The sequence below is a fragment of the Chryseobacterium sp. JJR-5R genome, from assembly GCF_034047335.1.
In the GTDB taxonomy this organism is placed as follows: Bacteria; Bacteroidota; Bacteroidia; order Flavobacteriales; family Weeksellaceae; genus Chryseobacterium.
The window spans coordinates 873353-891875 of the sequence record NZ_CP139137.1 but is presented as its reverse complement, the minus strand read 5'-3'; the positions used below and the strand labels follow the sequence as shown (position 1 = coordinate 891875).

General features: G+C 39.9%; 14 protein-coding genes. 2 read left to right on the top strand and 12 right to left on the bottom strand.

Going from position 1 to position 18523, the window contains the following annotated elements:
- Positions 1-188 precede the first annotated feature (188 nt).
- The 5 genes from SD427_RS04225 to SD427_RS04205 form a co-directional block, all read right to left on the bottom strand.
- Complete coding sequence (locus SD427_RS04225) at positions 189-1883, bottom strand: AraC family transcriptional regulator (RefSeq protein WP_320560044.1); 1695 nt, start codon at positions 1881-1883, stop codon at positions 189-191.
- A 634-nt stretch (positions 1884-2517) separates the two neighbouring features.
- On the bottom strand, positions 2518-3960 hold the full coding sequence (locus tag SD427_RS04220) for an efflux transporter outer membrane subunit (protein ID WP_320560043.1): 1443 nt from the start codon (positions 3958-3960) through the stop codon (positions 2518-2520).
- Positions 3947-7141, bottom strand: a complete 3195-nt coding sequence (locus SD427_RS04215; protein WP_320560042.1) for an efflux RND transporter permease subunit — start codon at positions 7139-7141, stop codon at positions 3947-3949. Before SD427_RS04215 ends, SD427_RS04220 begins: the two co-directional genes overlap by 14 nt.
- 7 nt (positions 7142-7148) lie before the next feature.
- Positions 7149-8228 carry an efflux RND transporter periplasmic adaptor subunit gene (locus SD427_RS04210; RefSeq protein ID WP_320561014.1) on the bottom strand — a complete coding sequence of 360 codons (1080 nt, stop codon included), beginning with the start codon at positions 8226-8228 and terminating at the stop codon, positions 7149-7151.
- A 170-nt stretch (positions 8229-8398) separates the two neighbouring features.
- A complete protein-coding gene (locus SD427_RS04205; protein ID WP_320560041.1) occupies positions 8399-8791 on the bottom strand; it encodes a hypothetical protein in 393 nt (130 codons plus the stop codon).
- A 525-nt stretch (positions 8792-9316) separates the two neighbouring features.
- Between SD427_RS04205 and SD427_RS04200 the strand changes: the two genes are divergently transcribed.
- The gene (locus SD427_RS04200) at positions 9317-9715 is read left to right on the top strand and encodes a hypothetical protein (RefSeq protein ID WP_320560040.1); all 399 of its coding nucleotides are present in this window, start codon (positions 9317-9319) and stop codon (positions 9713-9715) included.
- A gap of 36 nt (positions 9716-9751) precedes the next feature.
- On the top strand, positions 9752-10192 hold the full coding sequence (locus SD427_RS04195; protein ID WP_320560039.1) for an META domain-containing protein: 441 nt from the start codon (positions 9752-9754) through the stop codon (positions 10190-10192).
- 78 nt (positions 10193-10270) lie between these two features.
- Here the strand turns inward: SD427_RS04195 and SD427_RS04190 are convergent, their stop codons facing one another.
- The 7 genes from SD427_RS04190 to glmS all read right to left on the bottom strand — a co-directional run bounded on the left by SD427_RS04190 (position 10271) and on the right by glmS (position 18523).
- Entirely contained in the window at positions 10271-10531 is a 261-nt protein-coding gene (locus SD427_RS04190; protein ID WP_320560038.1) for a SemiSWEET transporter, read from the bottom strand.
- Between the two features lie 165 nt (positions 10532-10696).
- The gene (locus tag SD427_RS04185; protein WP_320560037.1) at positions 10697-11731 is read right to left on the bottom strand and encodes an FAD-dependent oxidoreductase; all 1035 of its coding nucleotides are present in this window, start codon (positions 11729-11731) and stop codon (positions 10697-10699) included.
- Positions 11732-11786: 55 nt separating this feature from the next.
- Positions 11787-12725, bottom strand: coding sequence for a gliding motility protein GldN (gene gldN / locus SD427_RS04180; RefSeq protein WP_320560036.1), 939 nt, complete (start codon positions 12723-12725; stop codon positions 11787-11789).
- A gap of 7 nt (positions 12726-12732) precedes the next feature.
- Positions 12733-14322, bottom strand: a complete 1590-nt coding sequence (locus SD427_RS04175; protein WP_320560035.1) for a GldM family protein — start codon at positions 14320-14322, stop codon at positions 12733-12735.
- Positions 14323-14383: 61 nt separating this feature from the next.
- A complete protein-coding gene (gldL, locus tag SD427_RS04170) occupies positions 14384-15076 on the bottom strand; it encodes a gliding motility protein GldL (protein WP_320560034.1) in 693 nt (230 codons plus the stop codon).
- A gap of 66 nt (positions 15077-15142) precedes the next feature.
- Positions 15143-16561 carry a gliding motility lipoprotein GldK gene (gldK, locus tag SD427_RS04165; RefSeq protein ID WP_320560033.1) on the bottom strand — a complete coding sequence of 473 codons (1419 nt, stop codon included), beginning with the start codon at positions 16559-16561 and terminating at the stop codon, positions 15143-15145.
- A gap of 108 nt (positions 16562-16669) precedes the next feature.
- Entirely contained in the window at positions 16670-18523 is a 1854-nt protein-coding gene (gene glmS, locus SD427_RS04160; RefSeq protein WP_320560032.1) for a glutamine--fructose-6-phosphate transaminase (isomerizing), read from the bottom strand.

Sequence of the window (18523 nt, the reverse complement as noted above, 5' to 3'; positions counted from 1 at the left end):
AACTGCTCCTATGATTATATAAAGGCGTATAAGGTAGGATATTATATTGATCCTAGCACATCACTTTAAGATTAAAGGCGCAAAAGTAAATAAAATAGTTATCTCACAGAAGTGACATTTATCACTTGTAAAAGAATATTAATACAGTATTAATTCCATTGTATACAACAACAAAAATGTCAATGGTATTATTTATCCTCCAGTTCCTGCATCCTGTTCTTGATAAAATCCGTCGGGCGGATACCGTTGATTTCAAAGAAAAGGTCGGAGAAGTTCTGCCTGGAAGCCATGCCGCATTCTTTTGCAAGCGTTTCAATGTTGTATTTGAGGTACTGCCTGTCTTCAAACAGTAAAACGGTAATGTAATTGATCCTCAGCTGACTCAGGTATTTGTTGAAATTAACGCCTTTATGCTCGTTGATCACCTGTGAAAGATAATTGGAATTGGTCCCTAACTGTGAAGCCAGTTTACTGATGGTAAGGCCTTTCTGGATAAATCCTTTTTTATCTTCAAAGGCCTGCAGCTTAAACAGAAGCTCTTCCACCTTACTTTCATGCAGAAGGTTTCTTTTTTCTTCAACAGGGATGATTTCTTCCTTGGGCACATCCTGATTTTTCATGAATTTTTCTTCAAGGAAAATGTATTTCTGCTTAATTTCTTTGGCTTTCCTGTGTCTTTTGGCAAATAAAATAATCAGTCCGACAGCCCAGATAATCAGGACAATAATAATGACAGTCACCAGGTAATTGATCTTCTGCAGCTTGTTTTTCTCATCCACCAATGTCCTGGTATCGTAATCTTTATGGATCTTAGGGGACAGGTAACTGAAATCCTTTGACATGATGCTGTCTGCCTTCAGAAGCTGGTTGGTGTAATAGAGCTGCTGGGTCTGGTCTTTGTGCTTTTTGCTGTAATCAATCAGTATTTCGTAATTTTCCCTGAGCTCAGGAAGGATAAATTGGTACTGGTTGAAAATAGAATCGATCTTTTGGAAATAAACAACAGATTTATGAGTGTCTTTCAGCTCTTTGTAACTTTTCCCGATATAAAAATAATTAACTGACAGCCTTGCAAAGTCCCTGCTGTTTTTCATAGAGCCCAAAGACTGATTGAGGTAAATCAAAGCCTCCTGGTACCGCTTGTCCCTGTACTCAGAAATCCCTTTGGACAGGAGAAAATACCCTCTTTCCTGAGCATATTCAGGATTATTGCCGGTTTCAGAAAGACCTGTCTGTATAGCGGAATCGGTTTCCTTATGTTTTCCGAGGTGACGGTAACAGATGAGCAGCTGATGAAGGCTGTTCAGGTAGCCTCTTTTATTATTATAAATTTCGTTGGGATGAGACTTAATATTCATTTTTGCCCTGTAGTAAGCAATACATTTCGTAAAAACTTCAGACGCTTCGTCATAATACCCAAGATAACTTTTTACCACCCCGATATGATAGAGATTCTGAAATTTTATAAAATCGTTTTTCGAGTTTTTGGAATATTTATATGCTTCAAGGTACTCATTAAGGGCAAGCTGGAATTTTTTATAATGGTAATAATAAACAACGCCTTTGTCTATATGCGCGATCACTTTAAGATCTTCAATACCTGATTCGTTTGCCGTCCAGACCATGCTGTCTGCATATTTTAATTTTTCACCGTTTAACGAAGAATAAAAAATACCGTCTTTATATCCCTGAACCAATCTCTCGTAGTTTTTTTCCTTTTTCCCTTTATTGATATAGGGCTGAATAAAAGGGAATGCCCGGACGTCATTTTCTTCAATATTTTCATATTTTGACCTCAGCCGATCGAACTCAATATCCGACTGCTGGGCAAAAAAAAGCTGAACACATCCTGTAAAAAATATAAAAAATAATTTTTTAATCACCTTAATGAGTTATTCCATGAATAATAGGGGTCAAAAATACGTAAAATCACCCTTGTTTTCTCAATGAATAATGAATTAATGAAAAGAATATAATTATTTCTATTTTACAAAAATATAAACTGATTATCAGTATATTAAATTCGCCTTATTCCTGAATTAGGACGTCATAATTTATAAATAGAGACAACAACCATTTTTATATTCCGATCTCAGGTGATAATTTTGGACTCAGAATTCAGCGGTACAGAATTTATAACCGAATATAATTTTGTAAAGCCGGAAACAAATAACGAGAAAACAGCAATAAAAACGTCATCGCAAATCAGTAATCAGACCAAAGGGTAAAAACTAATAACCACAAAAACATGATGATTCGATCATATATCCTGCCGCCTTCTTTAACAGGAATTACTTATCTTAGGGAAGGCCGGCTTTTTTAGAAATTAATGCAAATAAAAACTAAACGCCTTTAAAATTAATAACCATCAGAATTAAATTACATACCTACATTCATGCAGGTATCTTGAGAAAAGGTTTTCATGACCTGTTTTTATTAAAGTTTTCAGTTTTAATCGAAAAGAGACTGTTCCTTACGGGCAGCCTCTTTTCTTTTTAAAACATTAAGGATTTATAATCACTTCCAGCCTCCGCCTAAGCTTTTATAAATATCAACAACTGTACTCAGCTGTTTTTGTTTTGCTTCCACCAGTTCCATTTTGGCATCCAAAGCATCCCGCTGGTTGAGAAGGACCTCCAGATAGTCTGCCCTTGAATTCCGGAACAGCTGGTTCGCAATATCGATCGATTGTTCTAATGACTTCGTTTCCTGAGATTTCAACTGGTAATACTGGTCTATATTTTTAATTTTAGACATCAGGTTGGCTACATCCAGATAAGCATTCAGAATGGTTTTATCATATTCATACAGAGCCTGGATCTGCCTTGCATCTGCGGTCTGGAAATTGGCTTTGATCGCACTTTTATTGATGAGCGGACCTGCCAGTTCGCCCGCTAAGCCTGCCGCCATAGATTCCGGCAGCTTGACCAGGTAAGAAGGCTTAAAAGCCTCCAGCCCCAGTGTTGCGGAAATTTCCAGTGAGGGATAAAATTCTTTCCTTGCTGCTTCCACATCCAGTTTTGATGCTTTCAGTTCCAGCTCGGCCTGTTTGATATCAGGACGGTTCGCCAGCAACTGAGACGGAATCCCAGTATATACGGTTTGCGGAATGGTTGACATAAAACTTTCCTTTGATCTTACAATAGGCTGCGGATACCGCCCGCAAAGGGCATTGATCTGGTTTTCCTTTTCGGTAATTTCCTGCCGGATGGTGTATTCCGTTGCTTTGGATTTTGCCAGTTCAGCTTCAAACTTTTTTACAGCCAGCTCAGTAGCGGCCGCCGCTTCTTTCTGGATTTTTGAGATTTCCAGTGCTCTCTGCTGAAGCTTGATGTACTGCTGGATTATATCCAGCTGGTTGTCCAGTGCCAGCAGTTCATAATAATTATCTGCTACCTCTTCAATCAAATTGGACAGGACGAAATTTTTTCCTTCTACCGTAGAAAGATAATGGGCAACCGCGGATTCTTTTTCTGTCCTCAATTTTTTCCAGATGTCGATTTCCCAGTTTGCGGTTAAGCCGCCTTCAAAATTCCCCAGCGGATCAGGGATTTCTCTGCCGGGCTCAATGTCCGTAGTGGCATCGCCGGCTCCTTCACTTGTATAACGGCCTGCTTTTCTCACTCCGGCACCGATTCCTGCAGAAACAACGGGAGTCAGCCTTCCTTTTTTTGCCAGGACACCGCTTCTTGCAATCTCAATATCCTGCAGCGTAATCATGAGCTCCTGATTGTTCTTTAATGATGTTTCAATTAAAGCTACCAGGTTAGGATCTGTAAAAAACTGTCTCCAGGGCGTTGTTCCGCTGTTGGCATTGGCATCCGCCTGTTCTTCCTGATTAAAGTTCTGAGGCACATTCTCTTTTACCTCGTCTTTTACAACGGTTGCCATAGGTGCCTTACAGCCTGCCAGGACAAGCGATAAAGCAATGGCTGCTATATATTTATTATAAATCTTCATGTTTATCATCGTGTTGGTAAGGTTCTGTCTGTTCAGTTAAAGGGTTTTCCTCCTCATATCTCGCCAGCTTTGATTTTTCTGCGAGGGTCCCGAAGATGTAATACAATCCGGGGATGATCATCAATCCGAAAATTGTTCCGATCAGCATTCCTCCTGCGGCGGCTGTACCGATAGTACGGTTACCGATTGCTCCCGGCCCTGTTGCCATGACCAGAGGAATAAGACCGGCAATAAAGGCGAATGAAGTCATCAGAATCGGACGGAAACGGATGGCCGCTCCTTCAATGGCAGCCTGCGCTACCGGGATGCCTTCCTCGGCTTTCTTCTGTACGGCAAACTCTACGATCAGTACGGCATTTTTACCTAAGAGCCCGATCAGCATGACCATTGCTACCTGAGCATAAATATTATTTTCCAGTCCTAACAATTTTAAGCATAAGAATGCTCCGAAAATACCCGTCGGCAACGATAAGATAACCGGTAACGGAAGAATAAAGCTTTCATACTGCGCGGCAAGGATCAGGTATACAAATCCTAAACACACCAGGAAGATAAATACGGCTTCATTGCCTCGGCTTACTTCATCTTTGGAGATCCCGGCCCAGTCGATCCCGAAACCTCTAGGAAGTGTTTTATCCGCTACTTCTTTAATGGCTGCAATAGCCTGCCCGGAACTGTATCCCGGCGCGGGCGTTCCGCTTACCTCTGCAGAGTTGTACATATTATGCCTGGTAATTTCAGACAGGCCGTAAACTTTCTCAAGATGCATGAAATCTGAGTACGGGACCATCTGGTCTTTGTCATTTTTCACATACAGTTTAAGTAAATCAGACGGAAGCGCACGGTATTGCGGCCCGGCCTGAACAATTACTTTATAAGGCCGGTCAAAACGGATGAAACTGGTTTCATAATTCGAACCGATCAGCGTGGATAAGTTATCCATTGCTTTTTCGATCGTCACGCCTTTCTGTTCCGCAAGGTCATTATCGATTTTGAGCATGTATTGCGGAAAGCTTGCGGAATAGAACGTAAATGCAGACCCTAATTCAGGACGTTTCTTCAGTTCGTTCACGAAATCATTGCTCACTTTCTCCATCTTCTGGTAATCGCCGCTTCCTGCTTTATCCAGCAGACGAAGCTCAAAACCGCCGGCCGCACCATATCCCGGAATTGACGGCGGCTGGAAGAATTCTATATTGGCACCGGGAATATTCTTCGCTTTTTCTTCAAGCTTCTCAATAATTTCCGATGCAGATTCCGACCGGTCTTCCCAGCTTTTAAGATTGATCAGGCAGGTTCCTGAGTTGGACCCCGTCCCTTCAGTCAGGATTTCATAGCCGGCCAGTGAAGAAACAGACTGAACGCCGTCGATATCTTCGGATTCCCTCAATAATTCTTTGGCAATCTGGTTTGTCCTTTCCAGCGTAGAGCCCGGAGGCGTCTGGATAATTGCATAAATCATCCCCTGATCTTCTGCCGGGATAAACCCTGACGGCAGTGAGTTGCTCAAGAAGAAGGTACATGCGCAAAATGCCAATAACAAAGGAAGCGTAAATGTTTTCTTCTTTACTGTTTTCGTCAGCAGTTTTTCATACTTTCCGGCTCCTTTTGTAAATACATTATTGAATTTATCCAGGAAGATCGTAACCGGAGTTCTTCTTTTTGCTTTTCCGTGGTTGTTTTTCAATATTAAAGCACATAAAGCAGGAGTCAGGGTCAAGGCTACCACTCCGGAGAGGATAATCGCTGAAGCCATGGTAATAGAGAACTGGCGATAAAATACCCCAACCGGACCGGACATGAACGCAATCGGGATGAATACCGATGCCATTACCAGGGTAATTGCGATAATCGCCCCGCTGATCTCATGCATGGCTTCTTCCGTTGCTTTTAGCGGCGAAAGCCCTTTTTCTTCCATCTTGGCGTGGACCGCTTCAATCACCACAATAGCATCATCGACCACGACCCCGATTGCCATTACCAGGGCAAAAAGCGAAATCATATTCAGGGTAATTCCGAAAGCAGACATGATCGCGAAAGTACCTACTAATGAAACCGGAACCGCAATTGCCGGAATCAATGTTGAACGCCAGTCTCCCAGGAACAGGAAAACCACGATTGCCACCAGGATAAAGGCTTCAAACAAGGTATGGATTACTTTTTCAATGGATGCATCCAGGAATCTTGAAACGTCATAACTGATATCGTAATGCATGCCTTTAGGGAATGTGGTCTTCTGCAGTTCTGCCATCAAGGATTTTACATTTTTGATAACGTCGCTCGCGTTGGAGCCATAAGACTGTTTTACGGTAATCGCAGCAGAAGGTTTTCCATTCAAAGTAGAATAAATATCATACATGGAAGAACCGAATTCGATATCCGCCACATCTTTCAGCCTTACAAATTCTCCGTCTGTTTTAGCTTTAAGGATAATATTCCCGTAATCTTTTTCATTGTTGAAACGGCCTGGATATTTTAAAATATATTCAAATGACTGCGATCTTTTCCCGGAACTTTCCCCTGTTTTTCCCGGAGAGGCTTCGAGACTTTGGGCATTCAGAGCTTCCATCACTTCATCTGCTGAAATGCTGTACGCTGTTAATCTGTCCGGTTTCAGCCAGATGCGCATTGCATATTCTCTGGTTCCCAGGATATCGGCAAAGCCTACCCCGCTTACCCTTCTTAATTCAGACATTACATTGATATCGGCATAGTTGAAAAGGAATTTCTGGTCAGCTTTGGGATCGTCACTGTATAAATTGATATACATCAGCATATTGGGCTCTTCACGGGTAATTTTCACCCCTTCACGGACAACCAATGGCGGAAGTTTGTTAACTACTGAAGACACACGGTTCTGAACGTTAACCGCTGCTACATTCGGATCGGTTCCCAGGTCAAAAACCACCTGGATGGATGCTTCCCCGTCGTTCCCGGCATCGGAAGTCATATATTTCATTCCCGGCACCCCATTTAAACCTCTTTCCAGTGGAATTACCACAGATTTAATCAACAGTTCGTTGTTGGCACCGGGATATTCTGCTGTAATATTCACTTTGGGCGGTGAAATAGACGGAAACTGGGTAACCGGTAATTTCATCAGGGACAGCACTCCCATAAATACGATAATCAGTGAGATTACGATAGACAGAACAGGTCTGCGAATGAATTTCTTAAACATACTGTTTCTATTCTGCTTTTAATTTCAATGACTGAAGAACTTTTTTAGGGTCCTGGAATTTTGTCCGGACTTTCTGATCATCTTTTACTTTCTGAACACCTTCCAGTAAAACACGGTCTCCTGTTTCCAGTCCGGAACTTACCACATACACATCAGGAAGCTCATAGGATACTTTGATGTTCCTGGATCTTGCCACCCCGTCTTTTCCTACTACAAAAACATATTTCTGATCCTGGATTTCGTAGGTGGCTTTCTGAGGAATGATCAGGGCATTTTTCAGCGGCAATGCCATTCTTACTTTTCCGGTTTCGCCGTTTCTCAATAATTTATTGGGATTCGGGAATTTTGCCCTGAAGGCGATGTTTCCGGTTTCGTTGTCAAATTCCCCTTCAATGGTCTGGATCTGGCCTTTTTCAGGAAGCACTTCCCCGTTTGCCATTACCAGGCTTACTTCGCTGCTGCCCCTGTCTGCCACATGCATCTGATAACTTAAATATTCAGGTTCTGAAACGTTGAAATAACTGTACATATTGGTATTGTCTGAAAGTGAAGTGAGTAGGTCACCTTCATCAATTAAACTTCCCAGTTTCAGGGGAATCCTGTTGATAATCCCTGAAAAAGGGGCTTTAATGTCCGTGAACGACAGATGGATCTGTGCAAGTTTGGCTTCTGCGCTGGCTGCATCCAGTTTGGCCTTAGCCATTGATCTTTCGTTTTTGGAGACAATGTTATTATCGGCTAATGCACTTGCATTTTTCAGTTCAATGGTGGCCTGTGCCACTTCTGCCTTTGCCTTTAATACTTCTGCCTGATACAGCTTGGGCATAATCCTGAACAGGGTCTGCCCCTGATGCACAAACTGGCCTTCGTCTACAAAGATTTTCTCAAGAAAACCTTTTTCCTGTGCCCGGACTTCAATGTTCTTTACAGACTGGATCTGGGCTACATACTCTTTGTCAATTACCGTATCCATCACCAGCGGAGAGGTTACGGGATAAACTGACACTTCTTCTTTTTCTTCTTTTTTCTTGTTGCAACTGAGCAACAAAAGACTACTTAAGGCAATGCCTGCGACAACTCTTTTCATCATAATTACAGAGTTTATATAAATCGTTAATGTTTTAATAGGAAATGGTAATGGTAATGGTATGGATGTATTGCGATGGTGATGGCGATGTGCTGATTACCAGCAGGCACAACGCAGGATATTCTCTGCCGGCATCGATAGTCAGCAGGAAATATATTGAAAAATAGAATTTAAATCCTGATAGAACGAATCAGAATGAATTTTTTTACGGTAGAAAACCCTGACAGGGACTCATGAATGGCCTGCTTCGGTTTTTTGAAGCTTTTCAATCCAAAAATATAAGCCAAGCTGAAAATACCGGCAAAGACCACAATGGCCTGCAATGTATCTGAAAACTGAAAGTCATCTTCAGCAAGCTCTACAGAATAATTACTTCCTGCATCATCCGGTGCCTGCCGAATGGTCTGCTTTTCATAAGTCTGGTTTAAGCGGTTGGCTTTCTGGGGTAAGTTTTGTGAGGAATGAGAGATATAATCATTTCGCAGAGTTTTGACATTGATCTTGCTTTCCACTACGAAAAGCAGAAAAAGCGCTGTCAAAAAGTATACGATGTAAGTTCTCATATTGTTACTGCAAATATATGTCTAAGTAAGAATACATTTCAATTGATGCAAACTTTTTGTAATCTTCATTAACGATATTTAACACTCCTTTAAATTAGCTGAATTCTTTAAAAACTTTAAAAAGACTTCTTGCAAGCTGCTCAACAAAATTCAGTCAATCAAAATGTTATGAGCTACAATTCCAGTTAATTTACTTTCTGGTATCAAATTTGTTATTAAAGCAAGCATTGAAATTAATAGGAAAAATGTTAATAAATCATAAAATGAACTTCAGAGAACGTTATTTATTCTTACGGAGAATCAATCTGCTTATAAATAATTCAACAATGAGTCAATCGTTAACATCTTCAATTAATTAATAAAATTAATCTCCAAATGCATTATTTCCGCTGATTTTATCATTTAATTTAAATATGATTAATAATTTTTAATTAATTTATGTAAAATTAACAGTTTATTTAAATAATAGCCGTAATTTTATAGAATCTTAATGCTAAATAATGCAGCAATCCCAAATCACATACTATGAAAAAATTATTACCTGTATTTATCCTTATACTTTTTACGGCAGCAGCCTGTAAACATCCGTCAAAAGAAGAGGATATCGACTTGCAAAATGTAACTGCAATTCAGAATGCTGATCATGATAAAATTATGAAGGAGGTCTATACTGATGAATACGGTGATCAGATAGAAGTGGCTGTTAACGAAACCCGAAATACCATTACTGTCCATTTGAACGGTAAATCTTATGAACTGAAAAAGAGTGATGAGTTACCGGAATACACTGCAGGAGATGCAGAGTATCAGTATTCTGATATCAACGGTGATATTACATTTCTTAGAAAAGGTTATAATATGGTAATGTTCCATCATAAAAAAAATAAAGCATCTTCAGGAAGTACAAGAATGGCTTCCTATTAATGAATGATTGACTATAAATAATAAGCCTGATATTTTATGAAAAAAACAATATTTATTTGCTGTTCCTTCCTGGTCTTTCTGTTTACTGCTTCTTGTATAAGCAAGCCGGCAAGTTCCAACACCAGTACAACTGCTGACATTACGGGAAAAACATGGAAACTGACTGAAATCAACGGGCAGCCCATCCAGCTTAAAAATCCTGGTGCCAATCCGTATTTTAAGCTTAATACGGCCGATATGCGGTATACAGGAAACGGAGGATGCAACGGTGTAAGCGGAACTTTTGAGCTTAAGCCGGGTGCAATGCGGATTAAATTCAACCAGGGAATGTCTACGATGATTGCCTGTGATGATCTGGAAACGGAAAAAGCTTTTATCAATGCTCTGCTTACGGCGGATAATTATTCCGTAAACGGAAATATCCTGACCCTTAACAAAGCGAGAATGGCCCCTCTGGCCAAATTTGTGATCAGATAGGATAGTCCAATAATAAACACATCACTATAAATGAGAGCATTTCTGTATTTTGCAGGAGTGCTCGCTGTTTAAGGTATGCTAAGATTTTTTCTTATACATCACACAACAGATCAGTAAGGCAATATTCACCAGAACTGCAAAAGCATTCGAAACAATGATCGGAAGCTCTTTTTGTATACATCCGTACCATACCCATAAAGAAAGTCCTGAAATAAGGACCATAAGCATTACCCACGAGAGATCTTCAGCGTTTTTACTTTTGATTACTTTTATAAGCTGCGGGATCATTGATACCGAAGTAAGAATCCCTGCTATAATTCCCAATACATTTTCGTCCATACGATTTTTTATTCTTTACTTCAAGATAAGGAATTTTTTGTCGTATACAGTATGATTATGATTGTTATTACAGAATGATTAAGTTTTAACAGACAGCTTCAGATATCCTGCATTTCTCTTTTCAGTGCTGTAGAATCAGAAATTTTAAATGTTTTAAGCAGAACTTTACAGAAATCTTTCCAGGGAAACTTCTTCATGCAGAGGGATATCATGTTCTATGAAATCATACAGGCTTTTGGAAAAGTAGCATCCGTTCAGAATTCCTCTGGCACCCAGACCATTGAAAACATAGAGGTTCTGATATTCAGAATGCCTTCCGAGAATAGGCCTGCGGTCTTTTACCGTTGGCCTGAACCCGAAGTTTACTTCCTCGATTTCAAAACCATGGGGATAGAACTCGGCTAGCCCTTTTTTTAACTGTTCTACTGCTGATGCATCAACATCATTATGAAGCTGATCCCTGTCATAGGTACCGCCATAAAAATACAGCCCGTTTTGTACCGGAAATAGGAAATGCTTCTTTTTGAAGGTTATATTTTCAGGAACCGGTATGGAAAGTTTTACCTTGATATTGTGCCCCTTATTAGGCTGCAGAGGAATGTCTGAAAAAAACGGATTTTCTTTTACCCCGATTCCTTCACAAAAGATAATATTCTTAAATTGATAATTCCTGTAAACTGAATTTTGAGTATCCAGTTCAGAATACCCGAATTTTTCTCTAACAATTTGCTTCCTGTTATCCAGAAAGCTAAATAACCCTGCGAAAAATGCGTTAACTTTTAATCGTGCTGACTGGTTTACCTTTCCGGTATGAAAGTCGTTTTTTACGGTATCTAAATGATCGAAATTTTCGTCCAAGAAATCTGCGAGCTCATCTTTTTGAGATTTTTTATGCCAGAGCTGCTGTTCGTTTTCATCATGGAAGATTCTGTGGACAGGTGCATCAATCAGGTAATTTTCTCCTGTATATTCTTCAATTTCTTTTATGGACTCTTTCAGGAAATCAATCTGCTCCTGTGCTTTCCAGAAAGTGGTGAACTTTTTAAGAACTACAGGATTAATAATTCCCGCAGAAACCTGTGAGGCACTTTTCCTTCCTTCTGAAAATAAAACAAATGATTTCTTATCCCTGATCAGCCGATGGGCAAAAAAAAGTGCTGCGTATCCGTCTCCTACAATAATATATTCTACATTCTCCATAATAAAAAAAACCTGAGTAAAAGTACTCAGGTTTTCTATAATTATCAAGTGAAATTTAGTAATTCCACATATCATTTTCCATTTGAAGGATCTGCGCCTTAATTCTGTCGCTTTCTTCCAACTGTTCTTCAGAATCTCTCGGGATATAGTCTTTGATAACTCCATCGCCTAATCCTGCTGAAGATTTAAAGATAACCGAAGAGAATCTTCTGGCGTTAATCAAATCATCGAAAGATAAATCTGCAGAGGTATTTTTTCTGTTGTAAACATAATTGTTTGCCAAAATGTCCCTTGCATTAGGATAATATACCCAGAAAAGATCAATTAATTCATCTGCACCAGGCAAAGGCTGTCCGTCAGGAGTTGTTCTGCCGATCAGTTTTGGATCAGGACCCATTGCAGCAATTCCTAAAGGCCTGTACTTCAGCTGTCCGTCTCTTTTATCGATAAACCACATACCGAACATTTTTAAAACCTTTACCTTTTCAGTTGTAGTTTCGTATACGTCAGTAAGCTCTTTTTTCTCCTGCTCCGTTAACTGCCGTCCGCTGTTTAAGATATTAATTGCTTCGTCATCAACTCTTACATCAACCAGTCTCGATTTAATCTGCTCAGCATCAAGTCTCTGAACAAAATTTTCATCATCATAAACTTCCTTGATCTCGCCACTTAATGCTCCGTCAAGCAAAAGCTTATACAGGGATTTCGTCTGTGTAGATAATAATCCGTCGGGGTTGTTATAGTAGAAAGGCTGATTAATCTTATCGTTCATATCAATCACTTCCCAAACAAACATGCTTTTCAGGATATCTTTCTCATCAACAAACCCGTATTCCAGCGGCTTTACTTTTTTGTCGATAACAGTATCTCCCACTTTCATTTTGTTCTCAGCTCTCATCTTTCTGAATTCTTCCGGAGAGGAAGCGTTCAGGATAGTCTGGGAAAACATGAATCCCGAAACCAACACTAAAAAACTGCTAATATGTTTTTTCATAGTTTTATTATTGAACATTAATTAATACAGGTGAAATATTCGGTACGATTGTTCCGCCTAATCCGGTAGCCGTAGCTTTAATATCAAAGATATATACACCGTCTCCAGGTCTCAGGTTTCTGAACATTCCTGCCGCTCCTTGCAATGAATTGCCCTGAACCTGCATCGATGCTCTGCCAGGAACCCTTACCATGAACGAAGTCACGTTGAATGATACCGGGAAGTCAAAGTCAGGAATAACTGCCTGAAGTTGCTGGTTCTCCACTGAGCCAGCCGGCATTGTCAGCATATTCTTCCCTCTGATCTGTCCTTGTGGCGGCGGTACATTTTTAATTCTGTATTCAAATACCTGAGAAATAGATTTACCGTAAGGATCTGTACCCGATAATGTAATTTTAAGAACATTTCCGGAACCAGGTTTAACATCCCATCTTCCAGGACCTGTATTTTTCACAGTAGCTCCCGGAGCAGATAATGAAAGTTTTGCGTTGTCAGCACCTAAAATAGAACCTGATACAGGGTTATCAAGATTTCTGTACATTACATTCATCTTATCTGCAGAAAGCAATAATCCTTTCTGAAGTTTTACTTCCTGAGGACCTGCAATTACATTATATGTATGCGTGAACGGGAAGCTTTGTGCTTTACCTGTAGCATCCGTTAAAGTAATATTTCCGCTTAATGTGCGTTCTCCTATTCCGCTTGTATTAAGTGAAGCATATCCTTTTCCGTTTTCCTGTCTGCTTACGCCGGACATGGAAATCTTGTTGCTGTTAGAATAGTTTCCTAACATGATTACTGCTTCAGCCGGCTTACCGGATACTACATCTACAGGCGCGGAAACAATTGCTTCATAGCTGGTAAACTTGATACTGGCATCTACTTTTTCCTGAAGCATCAATGCCAATGCGTCAGACTGCACGTTTCTTGCATCATTCTGAATGATCTCCAGGTTAGAGATGGCTGCAATTAACGGCTGGTGATAGAATTTATTCTGGAACCACGTTTTATCGTTAGGAGATTTCCCTTTGGGATATTCCGCGATTAAAGATTTATTGGCTCTTTCTACTAAATCTTTTAACTGAGGGTTGTTACCGAAAGTTGAATTGATATAATTTCTTACGTCATCAATTTTGGCTTTTAAATCCAGAGCACCTTTTGAAGGTGCATTTTCATCTCCTTCCTTAAAGAAATATTCTGTTGTCGCTTCATTGTTGTTCAATGCTGCGAAATTCTCGCTTACATCGATATCCTTTCCGGCTTTGTCTTTCTCATGGAATTCTGATTTCTTTTTAAGCTGATCTTTGATTTCCTGAGCGGATTTTACCAATACATTAATTTTATCCCTTAAAACCTGATATTGTGCCCAGGGCTGAGCATAAGTATCCGGTACCTGCTGTGCTTTAGCTTCAAGCGTCTTCTCGAAAATCTTTTCGTTTTTTCGCTCTGTTAAAGTTCTGGTCTCATTAAGCGCTTTAGTGGAATCATAATATGATCTGATGATTTCTGCATCAATATTTAGGGCCATCATTGCGATGAACACCAAATACATCAGGTTGATCATCTTCTGACGAGGGGTCTGTTTTCCTTGTGCCATTCTCTTTTCTTTGTTTGTTTAATTAAGATTAAGTAGTTAAATTTTAGAAATGGTTTAGGAATTAAGATTTCATAGCAGTTAGCATACCACCATAAACTCTGTTTAGATTATTTAAGTTTGATGTTAAACCTTGTAATTCTTGATTGAATTTTTCTGAATGTTCAGCAGACTTCTGCATATCCTGCACATATTTTTTAGCAAATTCAGACTGTCTCTGTCCGTTTTCCAGCTGCATGGCATACAAAGCATTCATGCTTTCCATATGCTGAGCTGCTTTATTTAATTGCTCATTATATTTATGAGTGGATGCTGATACGTCAACCGTCTGGTTGATCTGATCCACTGAGTTTGAAAATTTATCGATCCCTGTTCTTAATCTGTCAAATAACTGAACATCAAGTTTGGCATCGGCAAGCATTTTGTCCAATTTGGTTGAAAGTGAATTTTCCATTTCAGCAAACTGAGCGGAAACATTTTTAGACGCATTATTTGAATGCAGTGGGTTTGGGTTGGCATGCTTATCCAGTAATTCAGGATACACATTTTCCCAAGCATAAGACTCTTCTGATTTTGGCGGGTCGAAAGCGAAAATGATGAAGATAATTGCTTCTGTGATAAGTCCCACGGTAAGGGCTATGTTACCATTAATAGGCCCTAAGGTAATGTGAGTAATTTTAAGCCAAGCTCCAAGAATTACAATTGCAGCACCGAATGAATAAAAGAAGTTCATCCAAGCATCTTTAGTCTTAAACATATAAGTTAGTTTTTTTAAGTGTTAAATTAAAATTATTGTTGAAAGTAATGGTATGATAGAATTGAATTATCTGTTAACTCTTCTTGGCTTAACAGCAGCTTCAGGAATATCCTGTACTGTTCTGAATCCGATATAGCTTCTTGCTGAATCTTTTCTTTCCCAATCTCTGGCACCGGTCATCAACATGTAACCTACATCTTTCCAAGATCCTCCTCGTACTGATCTTTTATCATCAGTCCTGTCTTTGGTAGAAGGGTTTAAAGTAGATGAGAATCCGTATGAAGAATTGTTGTAGGCAGATTCTGTCCATTCAGAAACGTTTCCGGCCATGTCAAATAATCCAAATCCGTTTTTCTTGAATTTCTTTACAGGAGCCGTATATGTATAAGTACCTTTTTTGTCGTCTTCCATATAGTTACCTCTCTTAGGTTTGAAGTTTGCCAGGTAGCAACCTCTGTCATCCATCAAATAAGGACCTCCCCAAGGGTAAGTAGCATTTTCCATTCCGCCTCTTGCAGCATATTCCCATTCGATTTCCGTAGGCAGCCTGAAGATCAGTGGTCTTTGTTTTCTTCTTTTTAAGCTTTCGTTATAGTCAGATTTCAGTTTGGATCTGAAGTTACAATAAGCTCTTGCCTGGTCCCAGGTTACTCCGACTACAGGATAGTCTTTGTAGGCTTTGTGCCAGAAATACTGTTCGAACAACGGTTCGTTATAGGCAAAGTGGAAATCTTTCACCCAAACGGTTGTATCCGGATAGATGGCAATACTTTCACTTCTAAGATAGTTTACGCCTCTTTCTCTGTCGGCCAGGGCAGCATCCATATCTCCCCATCGATAAGTATATTTAAGTTTACTAACGTCAAGTATTCTTTCATTGCTGACTCTTGAAGAAGCCGGCAGATACATGGATTCCAAAACTTCTGCGTATTCTACATCAGGATATTTAGAGGTATTCCAGTGCAATGGAACTTTCCAGTCGATTTTTTTTGTAGGGTCAAAAGTAGTTTCATCTCCGCCTCCCTGAGCTTCAAGATATTCCTGATAAGGTGTTAAATTTTCTTCTTTCTGGGCAAGGTATGCATAGTCTCCGATGTTTGTCCCTCTTCCTTTGCCTTCTCCGCCTTCTCCGGCAGCCTCAGCAAGTAAAGTTCTGGCAATAGAATCTCTTACATAATTGATAAATACCCTGTATTCTGCATTTGTAGTTTCTGCTTCATCCATGAAGAAAGAGGAAACAGTAACGGTTTTTGCTTGAGCTTTTTCAGGACTGTTTGTGAAATCCTGATCAGTTAAACCTGCAACAAAAGAACCTGCAGGAATTGCCACCATTCCGAATGGCCTTTCTGCAACAAATGATTTTGTTTTTTCTCTAGGTATCAATTCTCCTTTTGTTCCGGGTTTTCCGACAGAAGAAGATCCCCCACCTGAACAAGATACCGATGCTACCGACGCAGACAATAATAAAAGAAATATCCTTTTCATGTTAATTTTTATAATTAAGCCGTAAATATATAATTTTTTTAAGAAACTTTTAAGATTTTTTTTGAAATAACGGAAGAAATCTAAATTTATTTTATTTGTCCATAATTTTTATTCTACCGTTACAGATTTTGCCAGGTTTCTCGGCTGGTCCACATTTGCTCCCCTGTATACGGCGATATAGTATGCAAGAAGCTGTAACGGCACTGAAGCTACAATTGGTGAGAAACACTCTGATGTTTCAGGAATCTCAATCACATAATCTGCCATTGCACTTACCTGAGTATCTCCTTTATTTACCACTGCAATCACCTTCCCTTTTCTTGCCTTGATTTCCTGTACATTGCTTACAATTTTATCATAATGCCCTTTTTTCGGAGCAATAATAACAATCGGCATATTTTCATCAATTAAGGCTATCGGGCCATGCTTCATTTCGGCAGCAGGATACCCTTCCGCATGAATGTATGAGATTTCTTTCAATTTCAAGGCACCTTCCAAAGCAGCAGGATAATTATAGCCTCTTCCTAAATACAGGAAGTTGGTTGTATTGATAAAGTCTTTGGCAATTTCCTGCACCAGGTCATGGGTAGAGGCCAGAACATCTTCAATTCTCTTAGGAATGACATCAAGTTCAGCAATTAAGCTCATGAATTCTGCATTCCCCAGGTTTCCGTTATGCTTTCCTAATTTAAACGCAATTAAGGTAAGGATGGTAAGCTGTGCAGTAAAGGCTTTTGTAGAAGCCACCCCGATTTCAGGACCGGCGTGTGTATAGGAACCGGCGTCTGTAATCCGGGCGATTGAAGAATCTACCACATTACAGATTCCATAAATAAATGCCCCTCTTTCTTTAGCCAGCTTCAATGCAGCCATGGTATCTGCCGTTTCTCCGGACTGGGAAATGGCAATCACCACATCTTTATCGGTGATAATCGGGTTTCTGTATCTGAATTCTGAAGCATACTCCACTTCAACCGGGATCCTGGCATATTCCTCGATCAGGTACTCTCCGATAAGGCCCGCATGCCATGATGTTCCGCAGGCAATGATGATGATCCTGTTTGCATTCTTGAATTTCTCGATATGATCCCAGATTCCGGCCATTTTAATCACACCTTCCTCCACCAGCAGTCTTCCTCTCATGGTATCATGTACAGATTTCGGCTGCTCGAAAATTTCTTTTAACATAAAATGTTCGTACCCGCCTTTTTCAATCTGTTCAAGGCTCACTTTCAGTTCCTGAATTTCAGGCTCGATTTTAGAATTTGCGATAATGGTCCTGATGTCCACTCCGTTTTCCAGTGAAATGGTTGCCATATGCCCTTCTTCCAGATAAATTGCTTCCTTGGTAAATTCCACAAAAGGAGAAGCATCGGAAGCAATAAAATATTCCTTATCCCCGATTCCGATTGCCAAAGGAGAACCCAGCCTTCCTACTACCAGTATACCCGGATAATCTTCATGCATCACTGTAATGGCATAAGCGCCATATACTTCATTAAGGGCATATCTTACTGCCGTCGGGAAATCCGTTTCAGAAGTAAGTTCCATGAAATACTGGATAAGATTGACCAGGACTTCCGTATCGGTTTCAGATTTAAAAGTAAATCCTTTTTCGGTAAGCATGGTTTTAATGGTATCGTAATTTTCAATGATACCGTTATGCACCAATGCAAGTTTATTATTATTGGATAAATGCGGATGTGAATTCCTGTCACTCGGAACACCGTGGGTAGCCCAACGGGTATGCCCCATCCCGATATTAGCCGTTCCTTTTAAATTTCCGGAAATACTAACCAGGTCATCTACTTTTCCTTTCGTCTTTTCAACCTCCAGCTTATTGTTTTTGCCTTCAAGAACAATCCCGGCACTGTCATACCCTCTGTATTCCAGCCTCCTAAGGCCGTTAATTACTATATCGTAAGCGTCCTGAAAACCTGTATATCCAACGATTCCACACAT

Excerpts from the sequence above, each read along its gene's own strand:
- SD427_RS04220 (WP_320560043.1), bottom strand. The coding sequence starts at position 3,960 with ATGAAGATTTATAATAAATATATAGCAGCCATTGCTTTATCGCTTGTC.
- SD427_RS04215 (WP_320560042.1), bottom strand. The coding sequence starts at position 7,141 with ATGTTTAAGAAATTCATTCGCAGACCTGTTCTGTCTATCGTAATCTCA.
- SD427_RS04210 (WP_320561014.1), bottom strand. The coding sequence starts at position 8,228 with ATGAAAAGAGTTGTCGCAGGCATTGCCTTAAGTAGTCTTTTGTTGCTC.
- SD427_RS04205 (WP_320560041.1), bottom strand. The coding sequence starts at position 8,791 with ATGAGAACTTACATCGTATACTTTTTGACAGCGCTTTTTCTGCTTTTC.
- SD427_RS04200 (WP_320560040.1), top strand. The coding sequence starts at position 9,317 with ATGAAAAAATTATTACCTGTATTTATCCTTATACTTTTTACGGCAGCA.
- SD427_RS04195 (WP_320560039.1), top strand. The coding sequence starts at position 9,752 with ATGAAAAAAACAATATTTATTTGCTGTTCCTTCCTGGTCTTTCTGTTT.
- SD427_RS04190 (WP_320560038.1), bottom strand. The coding sequence starts at position 10,531 with ATGGACGAAAATGTATTGGGAATTATAGCAGGGATTCTTACTTCGGTA.
- SD427_RS04185 (WP_320560037.1), bottom strand. The coding sequence starts at position 11,731 with ATGGAGAATGTAGAATATATTATTGTAGGAGACGGATACGCAGCACTT.
- gldN (WP_320560036.1), bottom strand. The coding sequence starts at position 12,725 with ATGAAAAAACATATTAGCAGTTTTTTAGTGTTGGTTTCGGGATTCATG.
- SD427_RS04175 (WP_320560035.1), bottom strand. The coding sequence starts at position 14,322 with ATGGCACAAGGAAAACAGACCCCTCGTCAGAAGATGATCAACCTGATG.
- gldL (WP_320560034.1), bottom strand. The coding sequence starts at position 15,076 with ATGTTTAAGACTAAAGATGCTTGGATGAACTTCTTTTATTCATTCGGT.
- gldK (WP_320560033.1), bottom strand. The coding sequence starts at position 16,561 with ATGAAAAGGATATTTCTTTTATTATTGTCTGCGTCGGTAGCATCGGTA.
- glmS (WP_320560032.1), bottom strand. The coding sequence starts at position 18,523 with ATGTGTGGAATCGTTGGATATACAGGTTTTCAGGACGCTTACGATATA.